This window comes from Isoptericola sp. BMS4, from assembly GCF_011634835.1.
Classification (GTDB): domain Bacteria; phylum Actinomycetota; class Actinomycetes; order Actinomycetales; family Cellulomonadaceae; genus Isoptericola.
On the sequence record NZ_SIRP01000001.1, the window covers coordinates 3,816,285 to 3,842,537 of the forward strand.

The window sequence follows — 26,253 nt, forward strand, 5'->3', positions numbered from 1 at the left end:
GGACGTGGCGTTCTCGCAACCCGAAGTCCGACATTTGCCCATGCCAGGGACGCAACGGGCGCCTAGGCTGCCGTTTCGTGACGAGCATGACAGGCGCCGGGCCCGGCCGCGAGCCGGCGAGACCCGGCCCGGCGGCGCGGCTCGTCGAGGCCGTCGTGCCGGCGCGGATGGGCACGGGGTTCCGCTGGCTCGTGTCGGCGTCCTGGACCAGCAACATCGGCGACGGCGTCGCCCTGGCCGCAGGTCCCCTGCTCGTGGCGTCCCAGACCGACTCGGCCTTCCTCGTGGCGCTCGCCGCGATGCTGCAGCGCCTGCCGTGGCTGGTCTTCGGCCTCTGGGCGGGGGTCCTCGCCGACCGCCTGGACCGGCGACGCCTCGTGGTCGTCGCCAACCTGCTGCGCACCGCCGTCGTGGCCGCGCTGTGCGTCGTCATCGTCACCGGGCACGTGAGCATCGGCGTCGTGCTCGGCGCCATGCTGCTCATGGGCGTGGCCGAGGTGTTCGCCGACACCACGTCGCAGACGCTGCTGCCGATGCTCGTGCGGCCAGCCGATCTCGGCATGGGCAACGCCCGCCTGCAGGCGGGCTTCCTCACCGCGAACCAGCTCGTGGGCCCGCCGCTGGGCGCGTTCCTGTTCGCGGCCGGGATGGCGTGGCCGTTCGTCGTGCAGGTGCTGTGCGTCGTGCTCGCCGTGCTGCTGGTGAGCCGGATCGTGCTGCCGGCGCCGACCCGAGGCGCCGGACGCGGGGGCGACGCTGACGGCCGGCGACGGCGTCACGCGCGGCAGGAGGTCGCCGAGGGGCTGCGCTGGCTCTGGAACCACCCGCCCGTGCGGACGCTCGCGCTGGTCATCCTGGTCTTCAACGCCACCTGGGCCGCGCCGTGGGGGATCCTCGTCGCGTACTCCCTCGACCACCTGCACATGGGCGAGGTGGGGTTCGGCCTGCTGACGACGTCGGCGGCGCTCGGCGGGCTCGTGGGCACCGTGGTGTACGGGCGGCTGGAGCGGCGGTTCTCCCTGGCCACGCTGATGAAGGCCTGCCTGAGCCTGGAGGTGCTGTTCCACCTCGCGCTGGCCCTCGCCCCTGCCGGCTGGGCGGCGATGGCGACCCTGTTCGTGTTCGGCCTGTACGGCTTCGTGTGGGGCACGGTGTCCAACACCGTCCGCCAGCGCGCCGTGCCGGAAAGGTTCCAGGGACGCGTGGCCTCCGTCTACATGATGGGGCTGTTCGGCGGCATCGTGGTCGGGAACGCGCTCGGCGGGGTGCTGGCCGAGCACTGGGGCCTCACCGCGCCGATGTGGTTCGGCTTCGTCGGCGCCGGCCTCACGCTCGTGCTCGTGTGGCCGCAGCTGGCGCACATCGCGCACACGGAGGCCATCGGGCCCGACGACGCCGCCGGCTGACGGCTACTCCCCCGTCGCGCCGTCCGCGAGCTCGCGCGCGACGTCCAGGTGGCCCGCGTGCCGGGCGTACTCCTGCAGCACGTGGAAGCAGATCCACAGCAGCGTGGGCGGCGTCGTCCCGGCGTCGAAACGGCCCCCGACGGCGGCTCGGCCGCCCAGGGCGTGCGCGGCCAGGATCTCGCCGGTGCGCTCGCCGCCGGCCCGCAGCCGGTCCAGCAGGTCGGTGACGGTGGCACCGTCCGGCACCCGCCACGGACGCTCCGGGTCGCCGTCGGCGTGGTCGCCCCAGGGCTCCGCGACCTGCTCACCCAGGTAGCCCCACACGAACCAGCGGCGCTCCATGTGCACCAGGTGGGCGAGCAGCTCCAGCGGCGTCCAGCCGCTCGGCAGCCGGCTCGTGGTGAGCTGCGCGTCGGTCAGCCCCTCGAGCTTCCGCGCCACCGCGACGCGGTAGTAGTCGAGGTAGGCGGCGAACTGCGCGGCCGGGTCGGGAGAGTCCAGGCGTGGCTCGACGTCGGAGAGCGGCATGGCGCCAGCGTACGGCCGCCCGCTGACCGCCCGCCGCGCATCGTGCGTCTCTGTTCGTCAGGATCGGTCGTCGCAATCCTGACGAACAGAGACGGACGCCGGGCAGGAAGGTGCCTGAGATGTGCGCCTGAGAGGACTCGAACCTCCGACACCGGCTTTAGGAGAGCCGTGCTCTATCCACTGAGCTACAGGCGCGCGTCGCCGTACGGCGACGGGCCGACGGCGAGCGAGCACCGCGGACCTCCCACAGGGTAGCGCCCGCGGGCATCCGCCGGGCAATCACACCCAGACGGCGGGGTCGGCGACGACCTCGCGCAGCACCTCGCGCGCCCCGCCGTCCAGCGCCGCACGCTCGCCCGCCCGGGCGGCGCGCAGGTCGAGGTCGACGAAAGGCGCCGCGAGGACCCGCTCACCCAGCACGTCGACGACGTCGCCGCGCAGCCAGGGCACCAGCTCGGTGTAGACGCCCCCGAGCACGACGGTCGACACGCCGACGAGGTTGACCAGGTCGGCGAGGGCCGAGCCGAGGGCGCGCCCGGCCCGGTGCAGCGCCTCCCGCGCCGCGCCGTCGCCACCCTCCAGCGCCGCGAGCAGGTCGCCGGGCGAAGCGTCGGCGGGCAGGCCCGCGGCCCGCAGCAGCACCTCCTTGCCGGCGTACTGCTCCAGGCAGCCGGCGGCACCGCAGGAGCAGCGGGGCCCGGCGGGATCGACGACGACGTGCCCGATCTCGCCGTTCCACCCGCGCTCGCCGAGGAAGAGCTGCCGCTCCACGACGATGCCCGCGCCCACGCCGACGTCGCCGGAGACGTAGAGGAACGACGGCGGCACGTCGCCGGCGAGCTCGGCGAGCGCGGCGAGCTTCGCCTCGTTCGCCACCTCGACGGGCAGGTCGTCCAGCCCGAGCAGGGCGACGGGGTCGAGGGCGGACCAGCCGAGGTTGGGCGCCACCTCGAGCTCGCCGGTGCGGGTGTCGACGAGGCCGGGCAGGGCGAGCCGGGCGCCGGCGACCCGCATCCCCTCGGCCTCGAGCCGGGCGACGACGCGCGCGGCGTGCTCGCCGAGGCGGGCGAGCACGACGGCGGGGTCGGAGTCGTGGAACGTCCCCTGCTCGACGACGTCGGCCACGCGCTCGCCGGCGAGGTCGAGGGCCCGCACGCCCAGGTAGTCCACGTTCACCTCGATGCCGAGGCCGACGACGGTGCGCGCGGCGGGCACGAGGGGCACGGCCGGGCGGCCGGCGCGCTGGGCGGCGACGGGCGGGAGCTCGGCGACGAGCCCGCCCCGGACGAGCCGGTCGACGAGCGTGGAGACGGTGGCGCGGGTGAGCCCGGTGGCGGCGGCGACGTCGGCGCGGGACGGTGGTGGCGTCACCGCCGGGGCGGCCTCCGGGGCCGTCGTGCCCGCGCCGGACGGGGAGAAGACCTCGCGGGCGACGAGCCGCAGGTTGCGTTCGCGCAGGGTGTGCTGGCGGGACGCCCGGGCGCCGTCGGGCGCGGCCCGTCCGGGCTCGCGCTGCGTCGTCGTCGCCTCGGCACTCACGATCTTGACTCTAGCCCAGCGGCACGCAATAGTTCAGCCATACAACAAACAGCCGTGGCCGTGCCCGGCTAACGACTCGACGAGGAGAAGCCGTGAGCGACATCAAGTACTCCTTCGGACTGTGGACCGTCGGCTGGCCGGCCAACGACCCGTTCGGCACCGCGACCCGACCGGAGCTCGACCCGGCCGAGTCGGTGCGCAGGCTCGCCGACCTCGGCGCGTGGGGCTTCACGTTCCACGACAACGACGTGTTCCCGTTCGGCGCCGAGGGCGACGAGCGGCAGAAGCACATCGACGCGGTGAAGAAGGCGTCCGAGGAGACCGGCCTCGTCTGCGAGATGGTCACCACGAACACCTTCACGCACCCGATCTTCAAGGACGGCGCGTTCACCTCGAACAACCGCGAGGTGCGCCGCTACGGCCTGCGCAAGGTGCTGCGCAACGTGGACCTGGCCGCCGAGATGGGCGCCTCCACGTTCGTCATGTGGGGTGGCCGCGAGGGCACCGAGTACGACAACTCCAAGGACCTGCACGCCGCGCACGCGCGGTACGCGGAGGGCATCGACACCGTCGCGGCCTACATCAAGTCCAAGGGCTACGGCCTGCGCATCGGCCTGGAGCCGAAGCCGAACGAGCCCCGCGGCGACATCTTCCTGCCGAGCATCGGCCACGCGATCGCCCTCATCGACTCGCTCGACCACGGCGACATCGTCGGCCTCAACCCGGAGACGGGCCACGAGCAGATGGCCGGCCTCAACTACACGCACGGCCTCGCCCTCGCCCTGTACCGCGAGAAGCTGTTCCACATCGACCTCAACGGCCAGCACGGCCCGCGCTACGACCAGGACCTCGTCTTCGGCCACGGCGACCTGCTCTCCGCGTTCTTCACGGTCGACCTGCTGGAGAACGGGTTCCCGAACGGCGGCCCGCGCTACGAGGGTCCGCGGCACTTCGACTACAAGCCGAGCCGCACCGAGCACCTCGACGGCGTCTGGGAGTCGGCGAAGGCCAACATGGCCACCTACGACATGCTGGCCGCCAAGGCGAAGGCCTACCGGGAGGACCCGGAGGTCACCAAGGCCTTCGAGCACGCCGGGATCTTCGAGCTCGGGCAGCCGACCCTGGCCGCGGGCGAGTCGTTCGACGACTTCCTCGCGGACACCTCGGCCTACGAGGACGTGGACGTCGACGCGGTGGCCGAGCGCGACTACGGTCTGGTGCGGCTGCACCAGCTCGCGCTGCAGCACCTCATCGGCTGACCCAGCCACCCGCCCGGTGTTGTGGGCGCGAGTTTGGCGCTATTTCCGACGAAATAGCGCCAAACTCGCGCCCGCAACCATCCGACAGATCCTCGAAGGAAGCAACGATGCCCCTCGTCGCCGGCGTGGACACGTCCACGCAGTCCTGCAAGATCGTCGTGCGCGACGCCGAGACCGGGCGGCTGGTCCGGTCCGGGTCGGCGAAGCACCCCGACGGCACCGCTGTCGACCCGCGGCACTGGTGGGACGCGTTCCTCGCCGCGGCGGACGACGCCGGCGGGCTGGACGACGTCGCCGCGATCTCTGTCGGTGGCCAGCAGCACGGCCTGGTCGCGCTCGACGCCGAGGGGCGCGTGGTCCGGGACGCGATCCTGTGGAACGACACGCGCTCCGCGGACGCCGCCGAGGACCTGGTCCGCGAGCTCGGCGACGGCGACCGCGCCACCGGCGCCCAGGCCTGGGCCGACGCCGTCGGTTCCGTGCTCGTCGCCTCGCTCACCGTGACGAAGCTGCGCTGGCTGCGCGACGCCGAGCCCGAGAACGCCGCGCGCGTGGCCGCCGTCGCGCTCCCCCACGACTGGCTGACCTGGCGCATCGCCGGGTACGGCCCCGAGGGCGAGTCGCCGCTCGGTCCGCGGCTCGACGCGCTCGTCACCGACCGCTCCGACGCGTCGGGCACCGGCTACTACGACGCGGAGGCGGACGGCGGCGCGGGCGCGTACCGCCGCGACCTGCTGCGCCTGGCGTTCGGCCGCGACGACGTCGTGCTGCCCCGCGTCCTGGCGCCGACCGAGCCGGGCGGCGTCGCGCACCCGGGCGTCGCCGGGGCCGGCGTCGGCGGCGGAGCGCTGCTCGGCCCCGGCGCCGGGGACAACGCCGGGGCATCGCTCGGCCTCGGCATGGGCCCGGGCGACATCGCCATCTCCATCGGCACCTCCGGCGTGGTGTCCGCGGTGGCGCCGCGCCGGACGGCGGACGGGTCGGGCGCGATCAACGGGTTCGCCGACGCGACGGGCAACGCCCTCATGCTCGCGGTGACGCTCAACGCGGCCCGCGTGCTCGACGCCGCCCGGTCCGTGCTGGGCGTGGACGTCGACGAGCTCGCCCGGCTCGCGCTGGCCGCGCCGCCCGGGGCGGACGGGCTCGTGCTCGTGCCTTATCTCGAGGGCGAGCGCACCCCGAACCGGCCCGACGCCACGGGCACGCTTCACGGCATCCGGCTCGCGACGTCCACCCGCGAGCACCTGGCCCGCGCGTACGTGGAGGGCATGCTGTGCGGGCTCGCCGACGGGCTCGACGCGCTGCGCGCCCAGGGCGTGCCCGTGGAGAGGGTGCTGCTCATCGGCGGGGCCGCCCAGTCTCCCGCGGTGCAGCGGATCGCGCCGCAGGTGCTCGGCGTGCCGATCTCCGTCCCCGAGCCGGGCGAGTACGTGGCCGACGGTGCCGCCCGCCAGGCGGCGACGGTGCTGGCCGTGGCGGCCGACGCCGGGGCCGGGGCGCCGTCGTGGTCCACCGACGTGGTCGCCACGCTGGACGCCGACCCGCAGCCCGTGGTGCGCGAGCAGTACGCCGCGGTCCGCGACCTGGCCTGACCCCGCCCGGGGTCGTGGGTACGACGATGGCGAGGATCCGTGCCCGGATCCTCGCCATCGTCGTACCCACAGTTCTTCCCGGCGGCGCTGGTCATCCGAGAAACCGGTTACTAGGGTGGGCGGCATGCCCACGCTCCACGTCGGCGACGACGCCGACCTCCTGCCCGGCCTGAGCGAAGCTCTCGCGGATCCCGACGTCACCGAGGTGGTGCTGCACCCCGGGGAGTACGTGGGCCAGGTGGTGGTCGCCCCGCGCGCCGCCCCGCTGCTGGTCCGCTCGTCCACGGGCGACCCGCGCGACGTCGTGCTCACCCACGACCTGCGCCAGGGCGACGCCGACCCCACCGGGATGCCGCTCGTGCAGCGGTGCGCAACCGTCACGGTCGACGCCGACGACGTCACGCTGCGCGGCCTGACGATCCGCAACACCTTCGACAAGGGCGCGAACCCCGGGCTGCCCGACTCGCAGGCGATCGCGCTGCGCACGCGCGGCACCCGCGTCCGGGTCGAGGACTGCCACCTGCTCGGGCAGCAGGACACGCTGATGCTCGACACCCCGTCCTGGTCCTCCGTCAGCCACGTCCACCTGCGCGACTGCCTCGTGGTGGGCGACGTCGACTTCGTCTACGGACGCGCGACCGCCCTCGTCGAGGGCGGCGAGGTGCGCAGCGTCGGCCCCGGGTACGTCGCGGCGCCGAGCACGCCCGTCGAGAACCCCCGCGGCCTGTGCTTCCACCGGGTCGCCCTCACCGCCGGCGACGGCGTCCCCGACGGCGGCGTCCGGCTCGCCCGGCCCTGGCACGTCGGCGGCCGCCCCGACGCCGTCGGCCAGGCCATGTTCGTGGCCTGCGAGGTCGGCCCGCACGTCGCCGCGGACCGGTGGGACGACATGGGCGGGTACTCCTGGCGGGACGACGCACGGTTCGCCGAGGCCGGGTCGCGTCTCGCGCCAGGCGCGGCCGAGGCCTCGCCGGGACACGACCTGCCCCTGGCGGACGCCACCGACGCCGGCCCCGCGCCGGCGGACGTCGTCGCCGCGCACCTGGCGGGGTGGGACGGCCCGCCGCACACGGACGGGCGCCTGCACGTGCTGGCCGACCGGACGGCGGGCGGCCCGACCGGCGGCCCGCGCCGCGGCTGGGCCGCCGCGCTGGCCGGGACCACGGGGCGCGACGTCGTCGCCCACCCGGCCGGCGGCTCGCTCGCCGCGTGGGTGGCCTCCGGTGGCCTGCTCACCGCCCTGGCCGCCGTCCGGCCCGGCGACGTCGTCCTCCTGGGCAGCGGCGACGACGCCCCTACCGACCCGCCCGACCCCTACCGGGAGGTGCCGGCCCTGCTGCGCCGCGCCGTCGTCGGCGTCCGGGCCCGGGGCGCGACGCCCGTGCTGCTCACCCCCGTCAGCGGCCGGCGGTTCGCCGGCGGCCGCGCCCGGGCCACCCACCGCCCCCTGGCGCAGGCGGTCCGCGACGTGGCGCGAGCGGACGACGTCCGGCTGCTCGACGTCGCCCACCGCACCCTGGGGCTGTGGCAGGCGCAGGGCGAGGCGGGCAGCCTGCGCTCGTCCGCCGACGACGGCACCCTTTCCCGGTCCGGCGCTGCCGCCGTCGCCCGGGAGGTCGCCGCGGGCCTCGACGACCTGGGGATCGCGTGTGCCACCGCCGCGGCACGGGAGGTGGTCGCGTGATCGACCTGACCCCCCTCGCCGCCCGCGCCGCCCGGCTCGACATCGCACTGCACACCGTCCACGTGGGCGTGCGGGGCCGCGAGGTCGCGAGCGCCGCCTGCGACCCCCTCGGCCCGGACACCCCGCAACGCATGTACTCCGTGTCCAAGACGCTGACCGGGCTGGCGGTGGGACTGCTGGCCGACGAGGGGGCCCTGAGCCTCGACGACCCCGTCGTGCGCCACTTCCCCGAGCTGGTCACCGGGACGGAGCCGGCGCACCCGTGGCTCGAGGCCACCACGCTGCGCCACGTGCTGGCGATGCGCGGCCCGCACCGCGCCACCACGTACAAGCGGTACGACGGGACCTGGCTCGAGTCGTACTTCCGGGTCGAGCCCACGCACCCGCCGGGCACGCTGTTCACCTACGACACGAGCGGGTCGTACGTGCTCGCGGCGCTGGTGGAGCGGCTCGCCGGCACGAGCGTCGCCGGGTACCTGCGCCCGCGGCTGCTCGACCCGCTCGGCGTCGATCCCGGGCTGCGGTACCTCACCGGACCGGAGGGGGTCAGCAGCGGGGGGTCGGGGCTGATCTGCACCCCGCGCGACCTGCGGCGGCTCGCCGAGGTCATGGTCGCGGGCGGCGTGCACGACGGCGTCCGGCTGCTGCCGGAGGACTACCTCGCGGCCGCCACCGGTCGCCGGGCGGACACCGCCACCCAGACGTGGGGCGCGTCGCTGCGGGCCGGGTACGGCTACCAGCTGTGGCTGCCCGCGCGCGGCGGCTGGCTGATGTTCGGCCTCGGCGGGCAGATCGTGTACGGCGACCCCGCGACCGGCGTCGTCGTGGTCGTGACGGCGGACACCCAGGCGTGCGCGAGCGGGGACCAGCGGCTCCTCGACGACGTGCTCGACCTGGTCGTCGACCCGCTGGCGGCCGCCGTCGGTGCCGGGGCGGACGTCGACGCGGCGGAGCACCTGCCGCTGGAGTGGCCGGCCCCGGGTCGGGCCGGCGCGGTACCCCGCGCCGTCGACGCGCGCCTGACCAGCCTGACGCCGGGGCGAGGGCCCGGAAGGCTCGACCTGACCCTCGACGCCGACGGCGGCCGGCTGCGGACCGACGGCGGGTGGGACGCCACCGGCGGCTGGGACGTGCCGCTGCGGTTCGACGGGCCGGTGGCGACGCGCGTCGGGGGCGTCCCGGCCGTCGTCACCGCCGGCTGGAGCGACGACGACGTGCTGGACGTGCGCTGCGCGCTGCACGGCGACGACCTGGCCACGCTGCGACTTCGGCTCGCACGGGCCGCCGACGGGACGCTCGCGGTGCAGTCGCAGGCGTTCTGCGAGGCGGCCGACCCGGCGTGGACGTTCCACGCGGCCTACGGCGAGGCGCAGTAAGCATCGAGCGTCCGGTCCGGACCTCGTCCCTGAGGTGTGGGGTCCGGATCGGGACGCTCGATTCCCGGTCAGCCCTTGACCGAGCCGATCAGCGCGCCCTTGACGAAGAAGCGCTGGATGAACGGGTAGACCAGCAGCATCGGGAGCGTCGCCACGAAGATGACGGCCATCTTCACCGACTGGGCGGGCGGCACGATGTCCACCGAGCTCTCGTCGGCGTTCATGCCCGAGGCGACGATGACGATCTGGCGCAGCAGCACCTGGATGGGCCACTTCTCCGAGTCGTTGATGTAGAGGATCGCGTGCTGGTACGTGTTCCAGTAGAAGACCGCGTAGAACAGGCCGATCGTCGCGATCGACGCCAGCGACAGCGGCAGCACGATCCGCCAGAACACGCCGAGCTCGGAGCACCCGTCGATGCGGGCCGCCTCCTCGAGGCTGTCGGGGATGCCCTGGAAGAAGCTGCGCATGATGACGAAGTTGAACGCGTTGACCAGCACCGGGAGGATCAGTGCCCACAGCGAGTCGATGAGCCCCAGCTTCTGCACCACGATGAACGTGGGGATCATGCCGCCGCTGAACAGCATGGTGAACACGACCATGAAGTTGATGACCCGGCGTCCGCGCAGGTAGCGCTTGGACAGCGCGTACGCCATCAGTGCGGTGACCAGCAGGCTGAGGAACGTGCCGCCCACCGTGACGACGACGGACACCCCCATCGCCTGGAAGATCGTCGACGTCGACAGGATGTACCGGTAGGCGTCGAGGGTGAAGGTCTGCGGGATCAGCACGAACGGGCGCGTCGCGAGCTCGCCGGGGGTGGCGAGCGAGCTGCCGAGCACGTTGAGGAACGGGATCAGGCACATCAGCGCGAAGCCCGTCAGGACGACGACGTTGACCACCTGGAAGACGCGCACCCCGAGCGTGGGCCGGCGGGGCCGGCCCGTGCTGCTCGTGGGTCGGGCGGGCGCTGCCGCGACATTCTTGCTCATCTGGAACTCCCGGTCTCGGACTGCTGGTCGGGCTTGCGCAGGGCGAACAGCCCCGCCGTGACGAAGAAGCCGAAGGCGATCGGATAGAGGAGGAGCTGGCTGCCGACGAGGCAGGCGAGCCCCGCGGCGAGGAACCACCACCCGGTCGTCCTGCGGGCAGGACGCCGGCGGGCGAGGGCGACGCCGGCGACGGTGAGGCCGAGGACGACCACGACCGTCAGGCCGAACCACGCCGCGAGCGTGCGTGCCGCCTCGTAGGCGGCGTCGACCGGGACGCCCTCGGCCAGCGCACCCGCCCCGGTGAGCGCCGGGTAGAGCGTGTCGGCGAACGTCGCTGCGTCGACGCCGTTCACCACGAGGGTGAACGCCCCGAGGAGCAGGGTCGTCAGGCCGGCGGCGACGGCGGCGACCCAGATCTCGGCGGTGCGCCGGATCGTGGGCGTCGCCGGGGGGTCGGGCCACCGCGGCGGCGAGCCGCCGCGGCGGGGTGCGGGCGTCCCGGTCATGGCCATCTCAGCCGTTCACCTCGGCGTCGGCGTCCGTGAACTCCTGCGTGACCTCGTCGAGCTCGACGTCGCCGGCCACGTCCGTCAGGCGCAGGGTGGGGCTGTGCTCCGCGCGCAGCTCCGGGCCCTCGGCCCCGACCACGCGGATCCGCGTGAACTCGGAGTCGGCCAGGTACCCGACGCGGAAGCCGGCACGGGCCACGGGGTCGACGCCGTCCGCCATGGCGGGCACGCCCGCGACGGCGTCGTCGGCGAACGACACGGCGACGTCGTCGACCGTGATCTCGGCGAGCGGCTGCTCCGGCAGGCCGTACAGGTGGGCGGCCGCGGCGTGCACGCCCCGGGCGGTGACGTGCGCGAGGTGGATCCGGCGGAACGCGGGCGTCCGCTCGTCCACCGGGTGCGGGGCACGGTCGCCGACCCATGGCTCCTTGCCGTCCGGGCCGCAGAAGTAGAAGGGGTTGATGACGAACGGGCACAGCACCCCGTCCATGATCACGTTGGTGACGCGCACGTCCTCGACGACGCCACCTCGGCCGCGACGGGACTTGAACCGGATCCCGCGGTCGGTGCCGGAGAACACGCACCCGGTGATGACGACGTTGCGGATGCCGCCGCTCATCTCGCTGCCGAGCACCACGCCGCCGTGCCCGTGGACCATCGTGCAGCCGGTGACGGTGATGTTCTCGCACGGCACCCGCTCCGCCGTGCGCTCGGTGCCGGCCTTGATCGCGATGCAGTCGTCACCGACGTCGATGTGGCAGTCGCTGATGCGCACGTTGCGGCACGACTCGGGGTTGATGCCGTCGGTGTTGGGCGAGTCGGCGGGGTTGACGATCCGCACGCCGGAGATGCTCACGTCCTCGCAGAGCAGCGGGTGCACCGTCCAGGCCGGGGAGTTCGTCAGGGTGACGTCGCGGACGGTGACCCGGGCGCACTCGTGGATCCCGAGCAGCGTCGGGCGCGGGTGGTCGAGCTCCGCACGACGCTCACGGAACGTGGTCCACCAGGCCTGGCCGCCGCCGTCGATCGTCCCGAGCCCCGTGATCGCGACGCCCGTCTCGCCGTGGGCGTACAGGCACGGCTGGTGGATCACGGACGTCGCGCCCTCCCAGCGGGCGTCCACCGCGGGGTACAGCGCCGGGTCGGGCACGAACTCCAGCCGTGCGCCCGCCTCGAGGTGCAGCTCGACGCCGCTGCGCAGCCGGAGTGCGCCGGTGCGGTGCCGGCCGGCGGCCACGACGACGCGCCCTCCCCCGGCGTCCGCGGCCGCGTCGATGGCCGCCTGGAGCGCCGCGGTCTCGAGCCCGTGCGCGTCGGTGGTACCGGGCTGGTCGAGCGGGGTGGTCTGCACTGGTCGCCCTCTCTGGGTCGGTAGGGGCGGTGGGGCGCCGGGCGTGCCGGCACCCCACCGGGTCGTGCCTGGGTCAGCCGTTCACCTCGGCGTAGGCGTCGGTGAACTCCTGCTCGATGTCGTCCAGGCCCTGGCCGCGCAGGTCCTCGACGACGGCCTCGTAGTCGGCCATCTCGATCTGCCCGGTGAGGTACCGGTTGTAGGCGTCCATGGCCCGGTCCTCGAGGGTCGACCACTGGCGGTCGAAGGTCTCGGAGGTGAGCGACTGTGTCGGGTTGACGACGGCGTCCGGCTCCTGCTCGGCCATCTTCTCGTTGGCCTCGTCGACGTACGGCGTGGAGCTCTTGAAGGTCTTCACCTTCTCCGAGGGGCGCGAGGAGGAGTAGGGCTGGACGTCCTGCTCCCAGGCCGTCTGGTCGGTGATCGTGACGACGCCCTCGGCGTCCTCCTCGTAATGGGTGCCCTCGATGCCGTTCGTCATCAGCGTGTAGGGCTCCTCGTCGATCAGCTTGTCGATGAAGCCGAGCACCTTGCGCACCTCGTCCTCGTTCTTGACCTCGGACTTCGGCAGGGCCAGCCACCCGCCCATGCCGCCACCGGTGTCGGAGATGATGCGGTGCGGCTGTCCGTCGTAGGTGATGTCGTTGACCAGCGCCCACTTCATGGGGGTCTTCGGGTCGGCGCTCTCGGCGAGGGCCAGGTAGTTCTTGGCCTCGAACAGCCCCGTGACCACGATGCCGCCCTTGCCCTGGGCGATGGCGTCCTGCTGGTTCGTCTTCTGCACGGTGACGAACTCCTGGTTCACGGCGCCCTGCTCGTAGACGCCGCGGTACCACTCCATGGCGTCCTTGAACTCGTCCGTCGTGAACGCGGCGTGCACCTGGCCCGAGTCGTCCACGGAGAACTTGTCGCCGGCGCCGAAGTATCCGGTCAGGGAGCGGAACCCGACGAGGAAGCTCTCCTCGCGGTCGATGAACCCGGTCGTGTCGTCCTTGCCGTTGCCGTCCGGGTCGTCGTTCGTGAAGGCGACCGCGACCTTCTCCAGGTCCTCGATCGTGTGCGGCACCTCCAGGCCCAGGTTGTCCAGCCAGTCCTGCCGCACCACGACGCCGTAGCGCGTCTTGATCTTCTGGAACGGGACCCCGTAGAGCGTGCCGTCCAGCTTGGCGGCCTCGATGGTCTGCGGGTCGATCTTCGACAGGTTCGGGAACTCGGAGAGGAACGGCTCGACGTCCCAGAACTGGCCGGCGCCGAGCGCCTGGCGCACCGTCGTGCTGTCCGTGACGGTGAGGGACACGATGTCGGCGAGCTCGCCGGACGCCAGGGCGGAGTTGATCTTCTCCTCCTTGGACGCGTCCGGCACCCACTGGATGTCGAACTCCTGGCCGGTGTACTCCTCCAGCGCCGTGTGGATCGGGCCGTCGGCGTCCGGGGTCACCGGCGTGTGGAGCATCGCCATCCAGGTGATCGGGCCGTCGTCGGCCTCGCCGCCGCCGTCGCCGGACCCACCGCTGCACGCGGTGAGTGCGAGCGCCGTCACCGCCGCAGCGGCGGCGCCCTTGACGAACGTCTGCTTGCTCATGGGTGTAGCTCCTCTCATGACGCCTGCTCCGTCACAGGCGCGTTCGGGTGCACGGCGGAGCGGAGCGGGACCTCCGGGGACTCCACCAACGGACGAAAGACGATGCGGGTGACCAGGGCGACGGCGAACGCGGGCAGCGACGCCCCGAAGAGCAGGAGCAGCGGCGTCGCGTACTGCCACAGCAGCCACTCGACGAGCCCGACGGCGGTCGCGCCGAGGATGGTCCAGTGCAGCGACCCGAAGCCGAGCAGCAGCGCTGCGGCGAGCTGCCGCCCCGCCGTCGGGAGGTCGGTGGCCGTCATCACCGGGAACACGTACGCGGCGGCCACGCCGAGCACGACCAGCGCGACGACGTTGAGCGCCTGCACGATCCAGACCGGGGCGAGGAAGACGTTGGTGACGATGACGGCGCCCGCGCCGAGGAGGACCGCGCCGACGAGCATGGACCGGCCGGTCGCCTCGCGGACGGCGGCCACGAACGTGCGGGTGGGCGGCGGGGTCTCCCCGTGGCGCAGCCACCCGTCGAGGTACGTCGCCATGGCGTACGACGCCGGGCCGAACCCGAGCACCACCAGGCCGAGCAGCGTCGTCGCGAGCCAGAGCAGGTTCAGGTAGGCGAGCCGGAACAGGCCGCGGCAGATGGCGTCGATGCGGACGAAGCCCTCGAAGGAGAACACGCCGGCCGTCCTCAGTAGACGCCCTCTTCGCCGAACCGCTTGGCGAGCCGGTTCGCGAAGACGACGAGGACGAGGCCGACGAGGCCCTTGAACAGTCCGACGGCGGCGGCGTAGCTGAGCTGCCCGTTCTCGATGCCCGCCGTGTACACGTAGGTGTCGAAGATGTCGGCGACCTCGCGGTTCAGGGAGTTCATCACGAGGAACATGTGCTCGAAGCCGAGCTCGAGGAAGTCCCCGATGGCGAGGATGAACATGACGATGATGGTGGGGCGGATGGCCGGCAGCGTGATGTGCCAGGCCTGCCGCAGCCGGCCCGCGCCGTCGAGCTCGGACGCCTCGTAGAGCTGCATGTCGACCGCCGTCATCGCGGCGAGGTAGACGATCGTCCCCCAGCCGGCGCCCTTCCAGATCTCCTGGAAGATGTACATCGGCCGCAGCCAGTCCGGGTCGGTGAGGAACGGGATCGGGTCGAGGCCCCAGGACACGATCAGGTTGTTGATCGAGCCGCCGTCGGTGGTGAGCAGCACGTAGAAGATCGACACGACGATCACCCACGAGAGGAAGTGCGGCAGGTAGACGACCGACTGGATGCTGCGCTTGAACCACCGGGTCCGGACCTCGTTGAGGAGCAGCGCCAGGACGATCGGGACCGGGAAGGCGAAGACGAGCATCCCCAGCGAGATCATCAGCGTGTTGCGCAGCAGCACGTAGAACGTGTCCTCGGAGAAGAAGCGCACGAAGTGGTCGAACCCGACCCAGGGGCTGCCGGTGATGCCGAGGAACGGCAGGTAGTCCTGGAACGCGATCACCAGGCCGCCCATCGGGGCGTACTTGAAGATCAGGAAGTAGACGATCCCGGGGACCGCCATCAGGTACAGCGTGCGGTGCCGCCAGAACGTCGAGCGGCGCTTGCGGGGCGCGGGCGGCGCCGTCACCGACGCCGACGCCGGCGTCGGCGTGCGGGGGTCGGTCGCGGTCGCGGTCGCCGCCGCCGCGCTCACCGCGTCTCCCGCGCTCGTCACTCCCACCATCGGTGTGCTCCTCTGCTCGTCCTCGAGCCGATCAGCGGGATGCCCGACCGCGTCGTCAGCAACCCTCGGTAACCGGTTTCTCGGACGGTACATGACGCGCACCACACTGGGCAAGCGCCTTCCGCGGATCGGTGTCGAGATCGTGATGTGAGCGTCGGCTCCCCCGCCGGAGGAGGCGGCCGAGCGACCTCTCCGCCGTCAGAGGGCGGGTCGGCTCCCCGGTGTCGGGCGGTAGGTGCGCACGCGGTGGCGCAGCCCGCCCGGCCCCGACGACGTCGCCCACGCGCCGTCGTCGGCGACCTCCCACGCGGTCCCGTCGACGGCGGGGGCGAAGGCGTCGCCCTCGACGGCGAGGTCGATCTCGGTGATGACGAGCCGGTCCGCGAGCGGCAGGACCGCGGCGTAGACCTCACCGCCGCCCATCACCCAGACCTCCTCGCCGCCGGGGGCGGCGGCCGCGATCGCCAGGGCGTCCTCCACGGACGTCGCCGGCACGGCGCCGTCGTCCGACCAGCCGGGACGGCGCGTCACGACGACGTTGGTCCGCCCGGGCAGCGGGCGGCGCGGCAGCGACTCCCAGGTGCGGCGACCCATGACCACGGGGTGGCCGGCGGTGGTCGCCTTGAAGTGCGCGAAGTCCTCGGGCACGCGCCACGGGATCGTGTTCCCGACGCCGATGACGGGCCGTCCGGCGCCGTCGCGCGCCTGCGCCCAGATCAGCCCGATCACCCGGCACCTCCCGCGCTGCCCACCGGTGTCCTCATACCGCGACGGGGGCCTTGATGCCCGGGTGGTGCTGGTAGCCCAGCACCTCGATGTCGTCGTACGTGTAGTCGACGATCGAGTCGCGCGGGGCCAGCCGCAGCGTCGGGTAGGGGTACGGGTCGCGCTCCAGCTGCGTGCGCACCTGGTCGACATGGTTGTCGTAGATGTGGCAGTCGCCGCCGGTCCAGACGAAGTCGCCGACCCCCAGCCCCGTCTGCGCGGCCACCATGTGCGTGAGCAGCGCGTAGGAGGCGATGTTGAACGGCACGCCGAGGAACAGGTCCGCCGAGCGCTGGTAGAGCTGGCAGCTCAGCCTCCCGTCCGCCACGTAGAACTGGAACAGCAGGTGGCAGGGCGGCAGCGCCATGCTCGAGAGCTCGGCCACGTTCCACGCGCTGACGATCAGCCGGCGCGAGTCCGGGTTGGTGCGGATCTGCTCGATCACCCCGGCGATCTGGTCCACGTGCTGCCCGTCCGGCGTCGGCCACGACCGCCACTGCACCCCGTACACCGGGCCGAGGTCGCCGTCGGGCGCGGCCCACTCGTCCCAGATCGACACGCCGTGCTCCTGCAGCCAGCGCACGTTGGAGTCGCCGCGCAGGAACCACAGCAGCTCGTACGCCACCGACTTGAGGTGCACCCGCTTGGTCGTGACCAGCGGGAACCCCTGCCGCAGGTCGTAGCGGAGCTGGCGGCCGAACACGCTGCGCGTGCCCGTGCCCGTGCGGTCGTCCTTGTGCGTGCCGTGCTCCAGCACGTCGCGCAGCAGGTCCTCGTACGGGGTGGGGATGGCAGCCATGGGCGCCAGTCTAGGGTCGCGCCTCCTCCGGACGGAGGAAGCGACGGACGTCACTCCCCCGGGCGTCACGCCGGGCCCGGCCTCTCGGTCGACATGGTGAGAGCGCCCGACGGGCGCGGCACAGGAGGTAGTGATGCGACGCATCGTGATCGTCGGTGGCGGGTACGCGGGGTTCACGGCGGCCCGGGAGCTGGAGAAGCGGCTGCGCCGCGAACTGCGCCGCGGGGACGTCGAGCTGGTGCTGGTGGACCCACGCCCGTACATGACCTACCAGCCGTTCCTGCCGGAGGTGGTGGCCGGGTCGGTCGAGGCGCGCCACGCCGCGGTGGCGCACCGCCGCCACCTGCGCCGCACGCGGCTCGTCGACGGGTCGGTCGTGCGGATCGACCACGCGGACCACGCCGTCGTCGTGCGACCGCGCGACGGCGCCCCCTACCGGCTGCACTACGACGACGTGGTGGTCACGGCGGGCGCGGTCACGCGCGTCTTCCCCGTACCGGGCGTGGCCGGGCACACGATCGGGATGAAGCACGTCGAGGAGGCCGTGGCGATCCGCGACCGGCTGCTCACGTCGTTCGACCGGGCGGCGGGGCTGCCGCGCGGACCGGAGCGGGAACGCCTGCTCACCGTGACGTTTGTCGGCGGCGGGTTCTCCGGCGTGGAGGGCTTCGCCGAGCTGCTGTCGCTCGCGCACGACCTCCTGCGCCGCTACCCGGAGATCGACGCCGGCGAGCTCGCGTTCCACCTCGTCGAGCGCGGCCCGCGCATCCTGCCCGAGGTGACGGAGCGGCCAGGCCGCTGGGTGGTCGATCAGCTCCGGCGCCGCGGTGCGCACGTGCACCTGGGCACGGCGCTGGAGTCCGCCGAGGGCGGTGTCGTCACCCTCTCGTCCGGCGAGTCGTTCCCCTCCGGGCTGCTCGTCTGGACCGCGGGGAACGCCGCGAACCCCTTCGTCGCGACGCACACCGACCTGCCGGTCGACGCCCGCGGGTACGTCGTCGTGCGGCCCGACCTGCGCGTCGGCACCGACGACGCCCCCGTGGAGGGCGCGTGGGCCGCCGGGGACGGCGCGGCCGTGCCCGACCTCGCCGTCCCGCGTGCGGGGGCGCTCGCCGTCCCCAACGCGCAGCACGCCGTCCGGCAGGGGCGTCGTCTGGCGCGCAACCTCGCGGCCGCGCTCCGTGGCCGACCCACCAGGCCCTACGTGCACGGCAGCCTCGGTGTGGTCGCGACGCTGGGGCTGGGCTCCGGGATCTTCCAGTACCGGCGGCTGGTCGTGCGCGGCCTCCTCGCGTGGCTCATGCACCGCGGGTACCACGTGCTCGCCATCCCGACCTGGGAGCGCAAGGCTCGCGTGCTCGCCGTGTGGCTCACCGCCGGGGTCTTCGGGCGCGACGTCGTCTCCCTCGCCTCGGTCCAGACGCCTCGGGCCGCGTTCACCGCGGCGACGACGCCCGCGGAGCCCACGGCACCCGAGGAGGCTGCCGATCACGCCGCGGCGGCGTAGCCCCTCAGCTTGTCCGGGTTGACCTGGATGTACACGTGCTCGACCCGGCCGTCCACGACGTCGAGGGACACCAGCGCGAACGGTGCGCCCTCGACGTCCACGACGATCGCCGGCAGCCCGTTGGCCTCGACGGCCCGGACCTCGCCGGCGTCCCAGTACTTGCGCCACACGTTGTCGAGGAAGAGGGAGACACGCGCCAGGCCGACGAGCTCGACGCGCGACGCGTGCACGCGTCCACCGCCGTCGGGACGGGCGACGACGTCGTCGGCCAGGTAGCGCTCGAAGCGGGGCAGGTCGCCCTCGTGCGCGGCCGCGACGAGCTCGTCGAGGAGACGCCGGCGCTCGCCGGGGTCGACGGGCACGGCCTCACGGGTGCCGAGGCGTTCCCGGGCCCGCCGGGCGAGCTGGCGCGCGCCCGCCTCGGTGACGTCGAGGATGTCGGCGATCCGGCGGTACGGGTAGCCGAACGCCTCCCGGAGCACGTACACGGCGCGCTCGACCGGGCTCAGCCGCTCCATGAGCAGCAGGGTCGCCAGCTCGAGGGCCTCGGCGCGCTCGGCGCCGAGCGCCGGGTCCCCGGAGGTGTCGACGGGCTCCGGGAGCCACGGGCCCACGTACGTCTCGCGCCGCGCGCGGGCCGACGTCGCGGCGTTGATCGCGAGCCGCGTCGTCACGGTGGTGAGGAAGGCCGCCGGGTTCCGGACGGCGGCGCGGTCCGTGCCCTGCCACCGGATCCAGGCCTCCTGCACGACGTCCTCCGCCTCCGCCACGTCGCCGAGCATGCGGTAGGCGATGCCGAACAGCTGGGGCCGGACCGCGAGGAACGCGTCGAGCGCCCCGGCACCCTCGGGGTCGTCGAGGGCGCCGGGGTTCCGGGGCACGCGCCCGCCTGCCGTCATGCGGTCACGGTACGACGAGTCCGTCCGGGGCGTCGGCGTTCAGTCCGTCGCACGTGCCGCCGCGAAGTCCGCGTAGGTGACCCCGCCGAGCCGCGAGTCGCCCTGCGGGACGATCGAGTCCTCGGCGAGGACGGCGCCGAAGTAGGGTGCGGCCGGGTCGGCCACGACGTCGCGCCCGGCGTCGGCGGTCGCCGTGCGGATGAACTCGTCGAACCGGACCCGCTCCGGGCCCGCGATCTCCACCACGTCCCCGCGCGGCTCCCCCGTGGCGGCGTCGGCCACGCACCGCGCCACGTCCGCCGAGGCGATCGGCTGGAACGCGACCGGCGGGATGCGCACCACGCCGTCGACCGCGGCCCCGTCGGCGATCCGCGGCGCGAACTCGAAGAACTGGGTGGCCCGCACGACGGTCCAGCCGACGCCGCCGGAGCGCACCAGCTCCTCCTGGGCGACCTTCGCGCGCAGGTACCCCGAGCCCGGGTTGCGGTCCGTCCCGACGATCGACAGCACGACGTGGTGGCCCACCCCGGCGCGCCTCTCCGCCTCGAGCAGCGTGCGCGTCGACGTCGTGAAGAAGCGCAGCACGTCGTCGTCCGCGAACGACGGCGAGTTCGACACGTCCACGACGACGTCCGCTCCCGCGAGCGCCTCGTCCACCCCGTTCGCGGTCAGCGTGTCCACTCCGGTGCTGGGCGCGGCCGCGACGGCCTCGTGCCCCGCCTCCGTGAGAAGCCCGATCACCTGCGTGCCGATGAGCCCCGTCCCACCGACGACCACGATCTTCATGAGCCTGTCCTCTCTGCGGTGCGCGGTCCCGACGACCGCACGACACCCTCTTGACCGTGCGCACCGCCGTCGCGTGACAGGTGACGGTGTGTGACGTGGCGCACGCGACGATCGTCCGGGTGTCACTGCGGCAGTTCGGGATCGGGTCGGCAGTCGCGGCTGCCGATCTGATCCCGAACTGCCGCAGAGAACGGTGGGAGGATCACTCGGTTCTTTCCTCGAGGAGGGCGGCATGTCCCGACGTTGACGCCGGGACCGCCCGGACACGCCGGGCGAGCAGTGGGAGGATCACCTCATGACGGACCAGACCACCTCCGAGACCGTGCCCGCCGACACCGCGGCCCCCGTGACGCCGTCGCCCACGGACCCGCTGTGGGTCGAGCGGACCGGCACCCGCACGTACCGCGGCCACAGCGCGCGCGGCGCGAGCGTGGAGATCGGTCCCGCCGAGGCGGGCGCCGTCTTCACCCCGGGCGAGCTGCTGAAGATCGCGCTGGCGGCGTGCGCCGGCATGAGCAGCGACACCAAGTTCGCGCGGGTGCTCGGCGACGACTACAAGGTGATCGTCCGGGTCGAGGACCCCAAGGACATGGACGACGACCGCTACCCGGTGCTCACGGAGAAGTTCGAGATCGACCTGTCCGGGCTCGACGAGAAGACGCGCGAGAAGACCCTCCTGCTCGCCCAGCGGTCCATCGACCGGGCCTGCACGGTCGGCCGCACCCTCAAGGCCGGCGCGGCGGTCCCGCCCGCCGAGTTCCTCGCCCCGGAGGACGACCCGTCGTGACCGGCCGGGACGACCTCGGGTCGGCGTCGGACGCCGTCGTGGTGCCGCGAGCGCCGGGCGACGCACCCACCCACGACGAGGCGACGCGCCGCGAGGACTGGACCCGCTACCGGCCGACGCCGCTGCTGGACGCCCTCCTCGACCGGGCGGTCACGATCCCGTCCGCGCAGATCCGCCGGCACGTGGACCGCGTCCGGGCCCGCAACCCCGAGGCCGACCCGGCGCAGGTGGTGCGCATCCTGGAGCGCGAGTACCTGGCCGTCCTCACCACGGCGGGCGGGGCCGTCGGCGCGGCGGCCGCGACGCCCGCGGTCGGGACGGCCGCCGCGACGGCGCTGACCACCGGCGACGTGCTGACCTACTTCGCGGCCTCCTCGGCGTTCGCCCTGGCGGTGGCGGACGTGCACGCGATCCCCATCGACGACGTGGCCCGGCGCCGCACACTCCTCCTCGCGACCGTCCTCGGCGAGCGCGGGGCCCGCGACGTCGAGCACGCGATCGGCGGGTCCACGACCGCGTGGGGCAAGGTGCTGCTGACGTCCATGCCGCAGACCACGCTGAAGCGGGTCAACAGGACCCTGGCCCGGCAGTTCCTGCGCCGCCAGGTGGCCAAGCAGGGTTCCTTGGCGCTGGGGCGGCTGCTGCCGTTCGGTGTGGGCCTCGTCGTCGGCGTCGCCGGCGGACGAGCGCTCGGGCACGGCGTCGTGGCGCAGTCGCGCCGGGCGTTCGGCCCGCCCCCCGAGCACTTCCCGCGCGTCGTGGAGGTCTCCGCCCACGACGCCGCGACCGCGACCGACGTCCTCCCCCTGCGGGCGGAGGCCGCCGGCACCGGGCGGTGGCGGCCCCGGCTCCGCACCTCGCGGAGCCGGCGGTGAGCGCGGCGCGCCCGGTCCGGGTGGAGGTGTCCCGGCTCGTGCCGGTCGAGGCCTCGGTCGCGTACGCCTGGGTCGCCGACCCGCGGACGCACCCCCGCTTCGTCCCCCTGACGAGGCTCGACGACGGTGCGCGCGACGGCCCGCGGGTCGGCGACGTCGTGACCATGGTCAGCGGCCCCGGAGCGCGTCGCGGCGCGCGCGGGATCGTCGACCGTATGCGGGTCGAGGCGCTCGAGCGACCGTCGACGGCGACGGCGCGCGTGGGGCGCACCCGGATGCGCAAGCTGGGTCCGGTGCTGCTGGGCGAGGCCGGGTTCGATGTAGTCCCGGTGGACACGGCCCGCTGCCGCGTCGTGTGGTGGGAGGAGGCCCACCTGGCGCGGGTGCGTGCCGCCGACCCGCTGGTCCGCGTCGCGCTGCGGGCGATGCTCCACGTGTCGCTCGACCGTCTCGTGCGGGCGCTCGTCCGCACGGCGGGCGCCGCAGACGGGCGGTGACGGGGCCGGTAGAGTCGCGGGGGTGAGCACCGTGCCCGAGCCCGCCTCCGCCCCTGCCACCGACAGCGACGTCACGTCCCGCCTGGACGAGCTGCGCCGCGCGTACGCCGACCTCCAGGCTCGCGGCCTGTCGCTCGACCTCACGCGCGGCAAGCCGTCCGCCGAGCAGCTCGACCTCGCCGAGCCGCTGCTCGCGCTCCCCGGGCAGGGCCACCACCTCGACGCCGACGGCACCGACACCCGCAACTACGGGGGCCTGGCGGGGCTGCCGCAGCTGCGCCGCATCTTCGCCGAGCTGCTCGACGTCCCCGTCGACCAGCTCTTGGCCCAGGGCAACGCCTCGCTGACCCTCATGTACGACACCATCGTGCAGGCGCTGCTGTTCGGCGTCCCCGGGTCGGAGCGGCCGTGGTCCGCCGAGGAGCAGGTCACGTTCGTCTGCCCGGTGCCGGGGTACGACCGGCACTTCGCCGTCTGCGAGGAGCTCGGCATCCGCATGGTCACCGTGCCGATGACGCCGGACGGCCCCGACGCCGAGGCTGTCGCCGCGCTCGTGGCCGACGACCCGACGATCAAGGGCCTGTGGGTCGTACCCACGTACGCGAACCCGGACGGCGCCGTGGTGTCCGAGGCCGTGGCGCGCCGCCTCGTGTCGATGCCGACGGCCGCGCCGGACTTCCGCATCTTCTGGGACAACGCGTACGCCGTGCACCACCTCACCGAGCACGAGACCAAGAGCGCGAACGCGATCGAGCTGGCCGAGGCCGCCGGCAACCCCGACCGGGTAGTGATGTACGCCTCGACGTCGAAGATCTCGTTCGCCGGGGCGGGCGTGTCGTTCTTCGCGTCGTCGCCGGCGAACGTCGCCTGGTTCACGAAGCACCTCAAGATCCGGTCGATCGGCCCGGACAAGGTCAACCAGCTGCGGCACGCCCTGTTCTTCCGCGACGCCGACGGCGTGCGCGCGCACATGGCCAAGCACCGCGCGATCCTGGCGCCGAAGTTCTCCGCCGTCGTCGACATCCTCGACACGCGCCTCGGCGACGCCGGGGTCGCCACCTGGACGCGCCCGGACGGCGGCTACTTCGTGTCCGTCGACGTCGTCCCGGGCACCGCGTCGCGGGTCGTGGAGCTCGCGAAGGAGGCCGGCATCGCGCTGACGCCTGCGGGCGCCACCTACCCCTACGGCGAGGACCCGCAGGACCGGAACATCCGTCTCGCGCCGTCCATGCCGCCGCTGGAGGAGGTCCGCGTGGCGATGGACGGCGTCGCCACGTGCATCCTGCTCGCCGCGGCGGAGGCCGCCGCCTCCTGAGCGCTCCCGCCCACGTGTTGTGGGTACGAAGATGACGTGGGATGCGGGCGGATCCCACGCCATCTTCGTACCCACAGCAGCCCTGCGGCGCCGCGCACAAGATCTCCCCGGTTCCTCACGGGAGGGCTCACCGAGGCCCGCTGAGGTGCGCACACGGCGCGTCTAGGCTGCTCGGACGCCCGCGGCCCAAGGCCGGACCCGCGGAGCGCGGCGACGTGCGCCGGCGGGATCTGCGGGCGCACGTTCCCCCGAACCGAGGACGCCGCCGTGACGACTCTGCACCACCGACCCATCCCTCGTGACGCCGCCGAGCAGCGCCCTTCCGACCCCGGCGAGACGCGAGTCTCCCCCGCGGCGGACGCCGAGAAGGAGAGCCGCAAGGAACCCGCGCGCCTCTCCCTGACACAGGTCGTCGCGAGCGGCCTCGCCGCCGTGAGCACCACGGTGCTGCTGTCCGTCTTCGGCGTGGCCGGCACGATCATCGGCGCGGGGCTGGCGAGCGTCCTCACCGTCGTCGCGAACTTCCTCTACACGCGGTCGATCGAGAAGACGCACGCACAGCTCAAGCCCGTCGTCGGCACCATCCAGGCCAAGACCGCGACCGCTCGCCTGGCGCCGCAGTCCGGCCGGCGCCGCGACACCGCGGTGCTCGGGACGGCGGTGCTCGACCCCGTCGGGCCCGGTACCGCGACGGCCTCGCCGTCCGGGCCCGCGACCGAGCCCCTGGTCTCGGCTCCGCCCCAGGGCGCCGGTGGTCCGGCCGTACGTCCGTCAGACGAGACCAGGAGCGAGCAGGAGGCACCGCTCCCGCGCAACGCGTGGCTGCGGCTGATCGAGAAGCACGGCAGGGGCCGCGTGCTCACCGTGTCCGCGCTCGCGGTGTTCCTCGTGGTCATGGGGGTCGTGCTCGTCGTCGAGCTCGCCCTCGGCAAGCCGATCTCCGACGCGGTCCGCGGCCAGGAGGGCACCGGCACCAGCATCAGCCAGCTGCGTCACAGCACGCCGACCGGGTCCGGCACGTCCGACCAGGAGCAGGTCGGGTCCACCCAGGACGTGCCCGCGCAGGACGCCGGCGAGCAGGGCACGACGTCGGGCGGCGCCGGCGGGCAGACGGAGGATCCCACCACGGGCGGAGCCGCAGGCGCGGAGACGGAGGACACCACGACGTCCGACCCCACCGGCACCACGACGCAGGAGCCCACCACCGACCCGACGACGGAGCCCACCGACCCGGCCACGGGCGGCACCGACGGCACCGGCACCGACGGCACCGCGACCGACGGCACCGACACCGGGACGGGCACGGACGACGACACCGACGCGAGCACCGGGACCGGCACGGAGGACGACGCGTCCACGGGCGACGTCCAACCCGGGAGCGGCGGAGGAACGTCGGGCGGGACCTCGGGCGACACGTCAGGCGACACCGAGTCGTCGGGCGGGTCCACCCCCGCCCCGGAGACCACCGGATCCACGACCGGCTGAGCGCTCCGGCGCGGCCGCGGCACCGGACCCCGGAGGAGTATCACGGGCTCACGCACGACGACGGCGGCCACCTCCGTGGAGATGGCCGCCGTCGGTCGTCCCGCCAGGACCACGAGGAAGTCCTCAGGCACGCCGTTCTCCGGCTGAACCTGCGGCTCCGCGACGGGGCGGGCGCGCGTCCCTCGATCCTCCGGCCGCGCCCTGCGCTGCTCCTCAGCCGAGGACGGCCTTGAGGAACTCCTTGGTCCGCTCGTGGGACGGGTTGGTGAACATCGTCTCGGGGTCGGCCTCCTCGACGATCTGACCGTGGTCGAACATCAGGACGCGGTTCGACACGTCGCGCGCGAACGCCATCTCGTGCGTCACCAGCAGCATCGTGATGTCCGTGGTCTCGGCGATGTTGCGCAGGACTTCGAGCACGTCCGCGACGATCTCGGGGTCGAGAGCCGACGTGACCTCGTCCAGCAGCAGGATCTCGGGGTCCATCGCCAGAGCTCGCGCGATCGCGACGCGCTGCTGCTGACCACCCGAGAGCTGGTTCGTGGCGAAGTCCCGCTTCTCGGTCATGCCGACCTGCTCGAGCAGCTCCTCGGCCCGGGCGGTCGCCTCGGCCTTCGACTTGCCGAGCACGTGGACGGGCGCCTCGATGATGTTCTGCAGCACCGTCATGTTCGGGAACAGGTTGAACTGCTGGAACACCATCCCCACCCGGTTGCGCACCACACGGCGGCGCTTCTCCGGGATCTCGACCCACTTGTCGCCCCGGTACTCGTGTGTGTACGGGTCGCCGTCGATGAGGATGAGCCCGCCGCTGAGCTCCTCCAGGGTCATGAGCAGGCGCAGGATCGTCGTCTTGCCCGACCCGGACGGGCCGATCAGGGTGACGCGGTCGCCCTTGGCGACCTTGAAGTTGAGCTCGTCCAGGACCACGTTGTCGCCGAAGCGCTTGACGACGTCCTTGAACTCGATGGCGGGCACGTCGCCCGCGGTGGTACTGGTCATGTCGCTCCCA

24 protein-coding genes and 1 tRNA gene are annotated in these 26,253 nt (G+C 73.5%); 11 read left to right on the forward strand and 14 right to left on the reverse strand.

Annotated elements, in window-relative coordinates:
- Nucleotides 1-86 precede the first annotated feature (86 nt).
- A complete protein-coding gene (locus EYB28_RS17210; protein ID WP_166852681.1) occupies nt 87-1,406 on the forward strand; it encodes an MFS transporter in 1,320 nt (439 codons plus the stop codon).
- Between the two features lie 3 nt (nt 1,407-1,409).
- On the opposite strand, the gene EYB28_RS17215 is transcribed toward EYB28_RS17210, so the two are convergent.
- The 3 genes from EYB28_RS17215 to EYB28_RS17225 all read right to left on the reverse strand — a co-directional run bounded on the left by EYB28_RS17215 (nt 1,410) and on the right by EYB28_RS17225 (nt 3,473).
- Nucleotides 1,410-1,934: a DinB family protein gene (locus EYB28_RS17215; RefSeq protein ID WP_166850412.1), complete on the reverse strand. Its 525-nt coding sequence runs from the start codon at nt 1,932-1,934 to the stop codon at nt 1,410-1,412.
- Nucleotides 1,935-2,056: 122 nt separating this feature from the next.
- A tRNA-Arg gene (locus EYB28_RS17220) sits at nt 2,057-2,129 on the reverse strand.
- Nucleotides 2,130-2,213: 84 nt separating this feature from the next.
- Nucleotides 2,214-3,473 carry an ROK family transcriptional regulator gene (locus EYB28_RS17225; RefSeq protein WP_166850414.1) on the reverse strand — a complete coding sequence of 420 codons (1,260 nt, stop codon included), beginning with the start codon at nt 3,471-3,473 and terminating at the stop codon, nt 2,214-2,216.
- 92 nt (nt 3,474-3,565) lie between these two features.
- On the opposite strand from EYB28_RS17225, the gene xylA reads away from it, so the two are divergent.
- The 4 genes from xylA to EYB28_RS17245 all read left to right on the forward strand — a co-directional run bounded on the left by xylA (nt 3,566) and on the right by EYB28_RS17245 (nt 9,384).
- Nucleotides 3,566-4,732 (forward strand): xylose isomerase, encoded by a 1,167-nt coding sequence (xylA, locus tag EYB28_RS17230; RefSeq protein WP_166850416.1) that lies wholly within the window; start codon nt 3,566-3,568, stop codon nt 4,730-4,732.
- Nucleotides 4,733-4,839: 107 nt separating this feature from the next.
- On the forward strand, nt 4,840-6,324 hold the full coding sequence (locus tag EYB28_RS17235) for a xylulokinase (protein WP_166850419.1): 1,485 nt from the start codon (nt 4,840-4,842) through the stop codon (nt 6,322-6,324).
- 124 nt (nt 6,325-6,448) lie between these two features.
- A complete protein-coding gene (locus EYB28_RS17240; RefSeq protein ID WP_166850422.1) occupies nt 6,449-8,008 on the forward strand; it encodes a pectinesterase family protein in 1,560 nt (519 codons plus the stop codon).
- Nucleotides 8,005-9,384 (forward strand): serine hydrolase, encoded by a 1,380-nt coding sequence (locus EYB28_RS17245; RefSeq protein WP_166850425.1) that lies wholly within the window; start codon nt 8,005-8,007, stop codon nt 9,382-9,384. The genes EYB28_RS17240 and EYB28_RS17245 overlap by 4 nt, the downstream gene beginning before the upstream one ends.
- A gap of 68 nt (nt 9,385-9,452) precedes the next feature.
- Here the strand turns inward: EYB28_RS17245 and EYB28_RS17250 are convergent, their stop codons facing one another.
- From EYB28_RS17250 to EYB28_RS17285, 8 genes are all read right to left on the reverse strand, one after another.
- Complete coding sequence (locus tag EYB28_RS17250) at nt 9,453-10,376, reverse strand: carbohydrate ABC transporter permease (RefSeq protein WP_166850428.1); 924 nt, start codon at nt 10,374-10,376, stop codon at nt 9,453-9,455.
- Nucleotides 10,373-10,882, reverse strand: coding sequence for a hypothetical protein (locus EYB28_RS17255; RefSeq protein WP_166850431.1), 510 nt, complete (start codon nt 10,880-10,882; stop codon nt 10,373-10,375). Before EYB28_RS17255 ends, EYB28_RS17250 begins: the two co-directional genes overlap by 4 nt.
- 7 nt (nt 10,883-10,889) lie before the next feature.
- Nucleotides 10,890-12,236, reverse strand: coding sequence for a glycoside hydrolase family 28 protein (locus EYB28_RS17260; RefSeq protein ID WP_166850434.1), 1,347 nt, complete (start codon nt 12,234-12,236; stop codon nt 10,890-10,892).
- Between the two features lie 73 nt (nt 12,237-12,309).
- Nucleotides 12,310-13,818, reverse strand: a complete 1,509-nt coding sequence (locus EYB28_RS17265) for an extracellular solute-binding protein (RefSeq protein WP_166850437.1) — start codon at nt 13,816-13,818, stop codon at nt 12,310-12,312.
- A gap of 14 nt (nt 13,819-13,832) precedes the next feature.
- Entirely contained in the window at nt 13,833-14,495 is a 663-nt protein-coding gene (locus tag EYB28_RS17270) for a YesL family protein (protein WP_166850440.1), read from the reverse strand.
- A gap of 11 nt (nt 14,496-14,506) precedes the next feature.
- Entirely contained in the window at nt 14,507-15,526 is a 1,020-nt protein-coding gene (locus tag EYB28_RS17275) for a sugar ABC transporter permease (protein WP_166850444.1), read from the reverse strand.
- Between the two features lie 198 nt (nt 15,527-15,724).
- Nucleotides 15,725-16,255 (reverse strand): dihydrofolate reductase, encoded by a 531-nt coding sequence (locus EYB28_RS17280; RefSeq protein WP_166850447.1) that lies wholly within the window; start codon nt 16,253-16,255, stop codon nt 15,725-15,727.
- A 31-nt stretch (nt 16,256-16,286) separates the two neighbouring features.
- Nucleotides 16,287-17,090 (reverse strand): thymidylate synthase, encoded by an 804-nt coding sequence (locus EYB28_RS17285; RefSeq protein WP_166850450.1) that lies wholly within the window; start codon nt 17,088-17,090, stop codon nt 16,287-16,289.
- A 133-nt stretch (nt 17,091-17,223) separates the two neighbouring features.
- On the opposite strand from EYB28_RS17285, the gene EYB28_RS17290 reads away from it, so the two are divergent.
- Entirely contained in the window at nt 17,224-18,597 is a 1,374-nt protein-coding gene (locus EYB28_RS17290) for an NAD(P)/FAD-dependent oxidoreductase (RefSeq protein WP_166850453.1), read from the forward strand.
- On the opposite strand, the gene sigJ is transcribed toward EYB28_RS17290, so the two are convergent.
- Nucleotides 18,579-19,496 carry an RNA polymerase sigma factor SigJ gene (gene sigJ / locus EYB28_RS17295; RefSeq protein ID WP_166850456.1) on the reverse strand — a complete coding sequence of 306 codons (918 nt, stop codon included), beginning with the start codon at nt 19,494-19,496 and terminating at the stop codon, nt 18,579-18,581. The two genes, EYB28_RS17290 and sigJ, sit on opposite strands and share 19 nt — an antisense overlap.
- Before the next feature lie 39 nt (nt 19,497-19,535).
- Nucleotides 19,536-20,282 carry an SDR family oxidoreductase gene (locus tag EYB28_RS17300; protein ID WP_166850458.1) on the reverse strand — a complete coding sequence of 249 codons (747 nt, stop codon included), beginning with the start codon at nt 20,280-20,282 and terminating at the stop codon, nt 19,536-19,538.
- A gap of 295 nt (nt 20,283-20,577) precedes the next feature.
- Between EYB28_RS17300 and EYB28_RS17305 the strand changes: the two genes are divergently transcribed.
- The 5 genes from EYB28_RS17305 (at nt 20,578) to EYB28_RS17325 (ending at nt 25,241) form a co-directional block, all read left to right on the forward strand.
- Nucleotides 20,578-21,069, forward strand: a complete 492-nt coding sequence (locus EYB28_RS17305; RefSeq protein ID WP_166850461.1) for an OsmC family protein — start codon at nt 20,578-20,580, stop codon at nt 21,067-21,069.
- On the forward strand, nt 21,066-21,944 hold the full coding sequence (locus EYB28_RS17310; protein WP_240930616.1) for a hypothetical protein: 879 nt from the start codon (nt 21,066-21,068) through the stop codon (nt 21,942-21,944). Before EYB28_RS17305 ends, EYB28_RS17310 begins: the two co-directional genes overlap by 4 nt.
- A complete protein-coding gene (locus tag EYB28_RS17315) occupies nt 21,941-22,441 on the forward strand; it encodes an SRPBCC family protein (RefSeq protein WP_166850464.1) in 501 nt (166 codons plus the stop codon). The genes EYB28_RS17310 and EYB28_RS17315 overlap by 4 nt, the downstream gene beginning before the upstream one ends.
- A 22-nt stretch (nt 22,442-22,463) precedes the next feature.
- Complete coding sequence (locus EYB28_RS17320) at nt 22,464-23,756, forward strand: aminotransferase (protein ID WP_166850468.1); 1,293 nt, start codon at nt 22,464-22,466, stop codon at nt 23,754-23,756.
- A gap of 267 nt (nt 23,757-24,023) precedes the next feature.
- Nucleotides 24,024-25,241, forward strand: coding sequence for a hypothetical protein (locus tag EYB28_RS17325; RefSeq protein WP_166850471.1), 1,218 nt, complete (start codon nt 24,024-24,026; stop codon nt 25,239-25,241).
- Between the two features lie 213 nt (nt 25,242-25,454).
- On the opposite strand, the gene ehuA is transcribed toward EYB28_RS17325, so the two are convergent.
- Nucleotides 25,455-26,243, reverse strand: a complete 789-nt coding sequence (ehuA, locus tag EYB28_RS17330) for an ectoine/hydroxyectoine ABC transporter ATP-binding protein EhuA (RefSeq protein ID WP_166850474.1) — start codon at nt 26,241-26,243, stop codon at nt 25,455-25,457.
- Nucleotides 26,244-26,253: the final 10 nt, after the last annotated feature.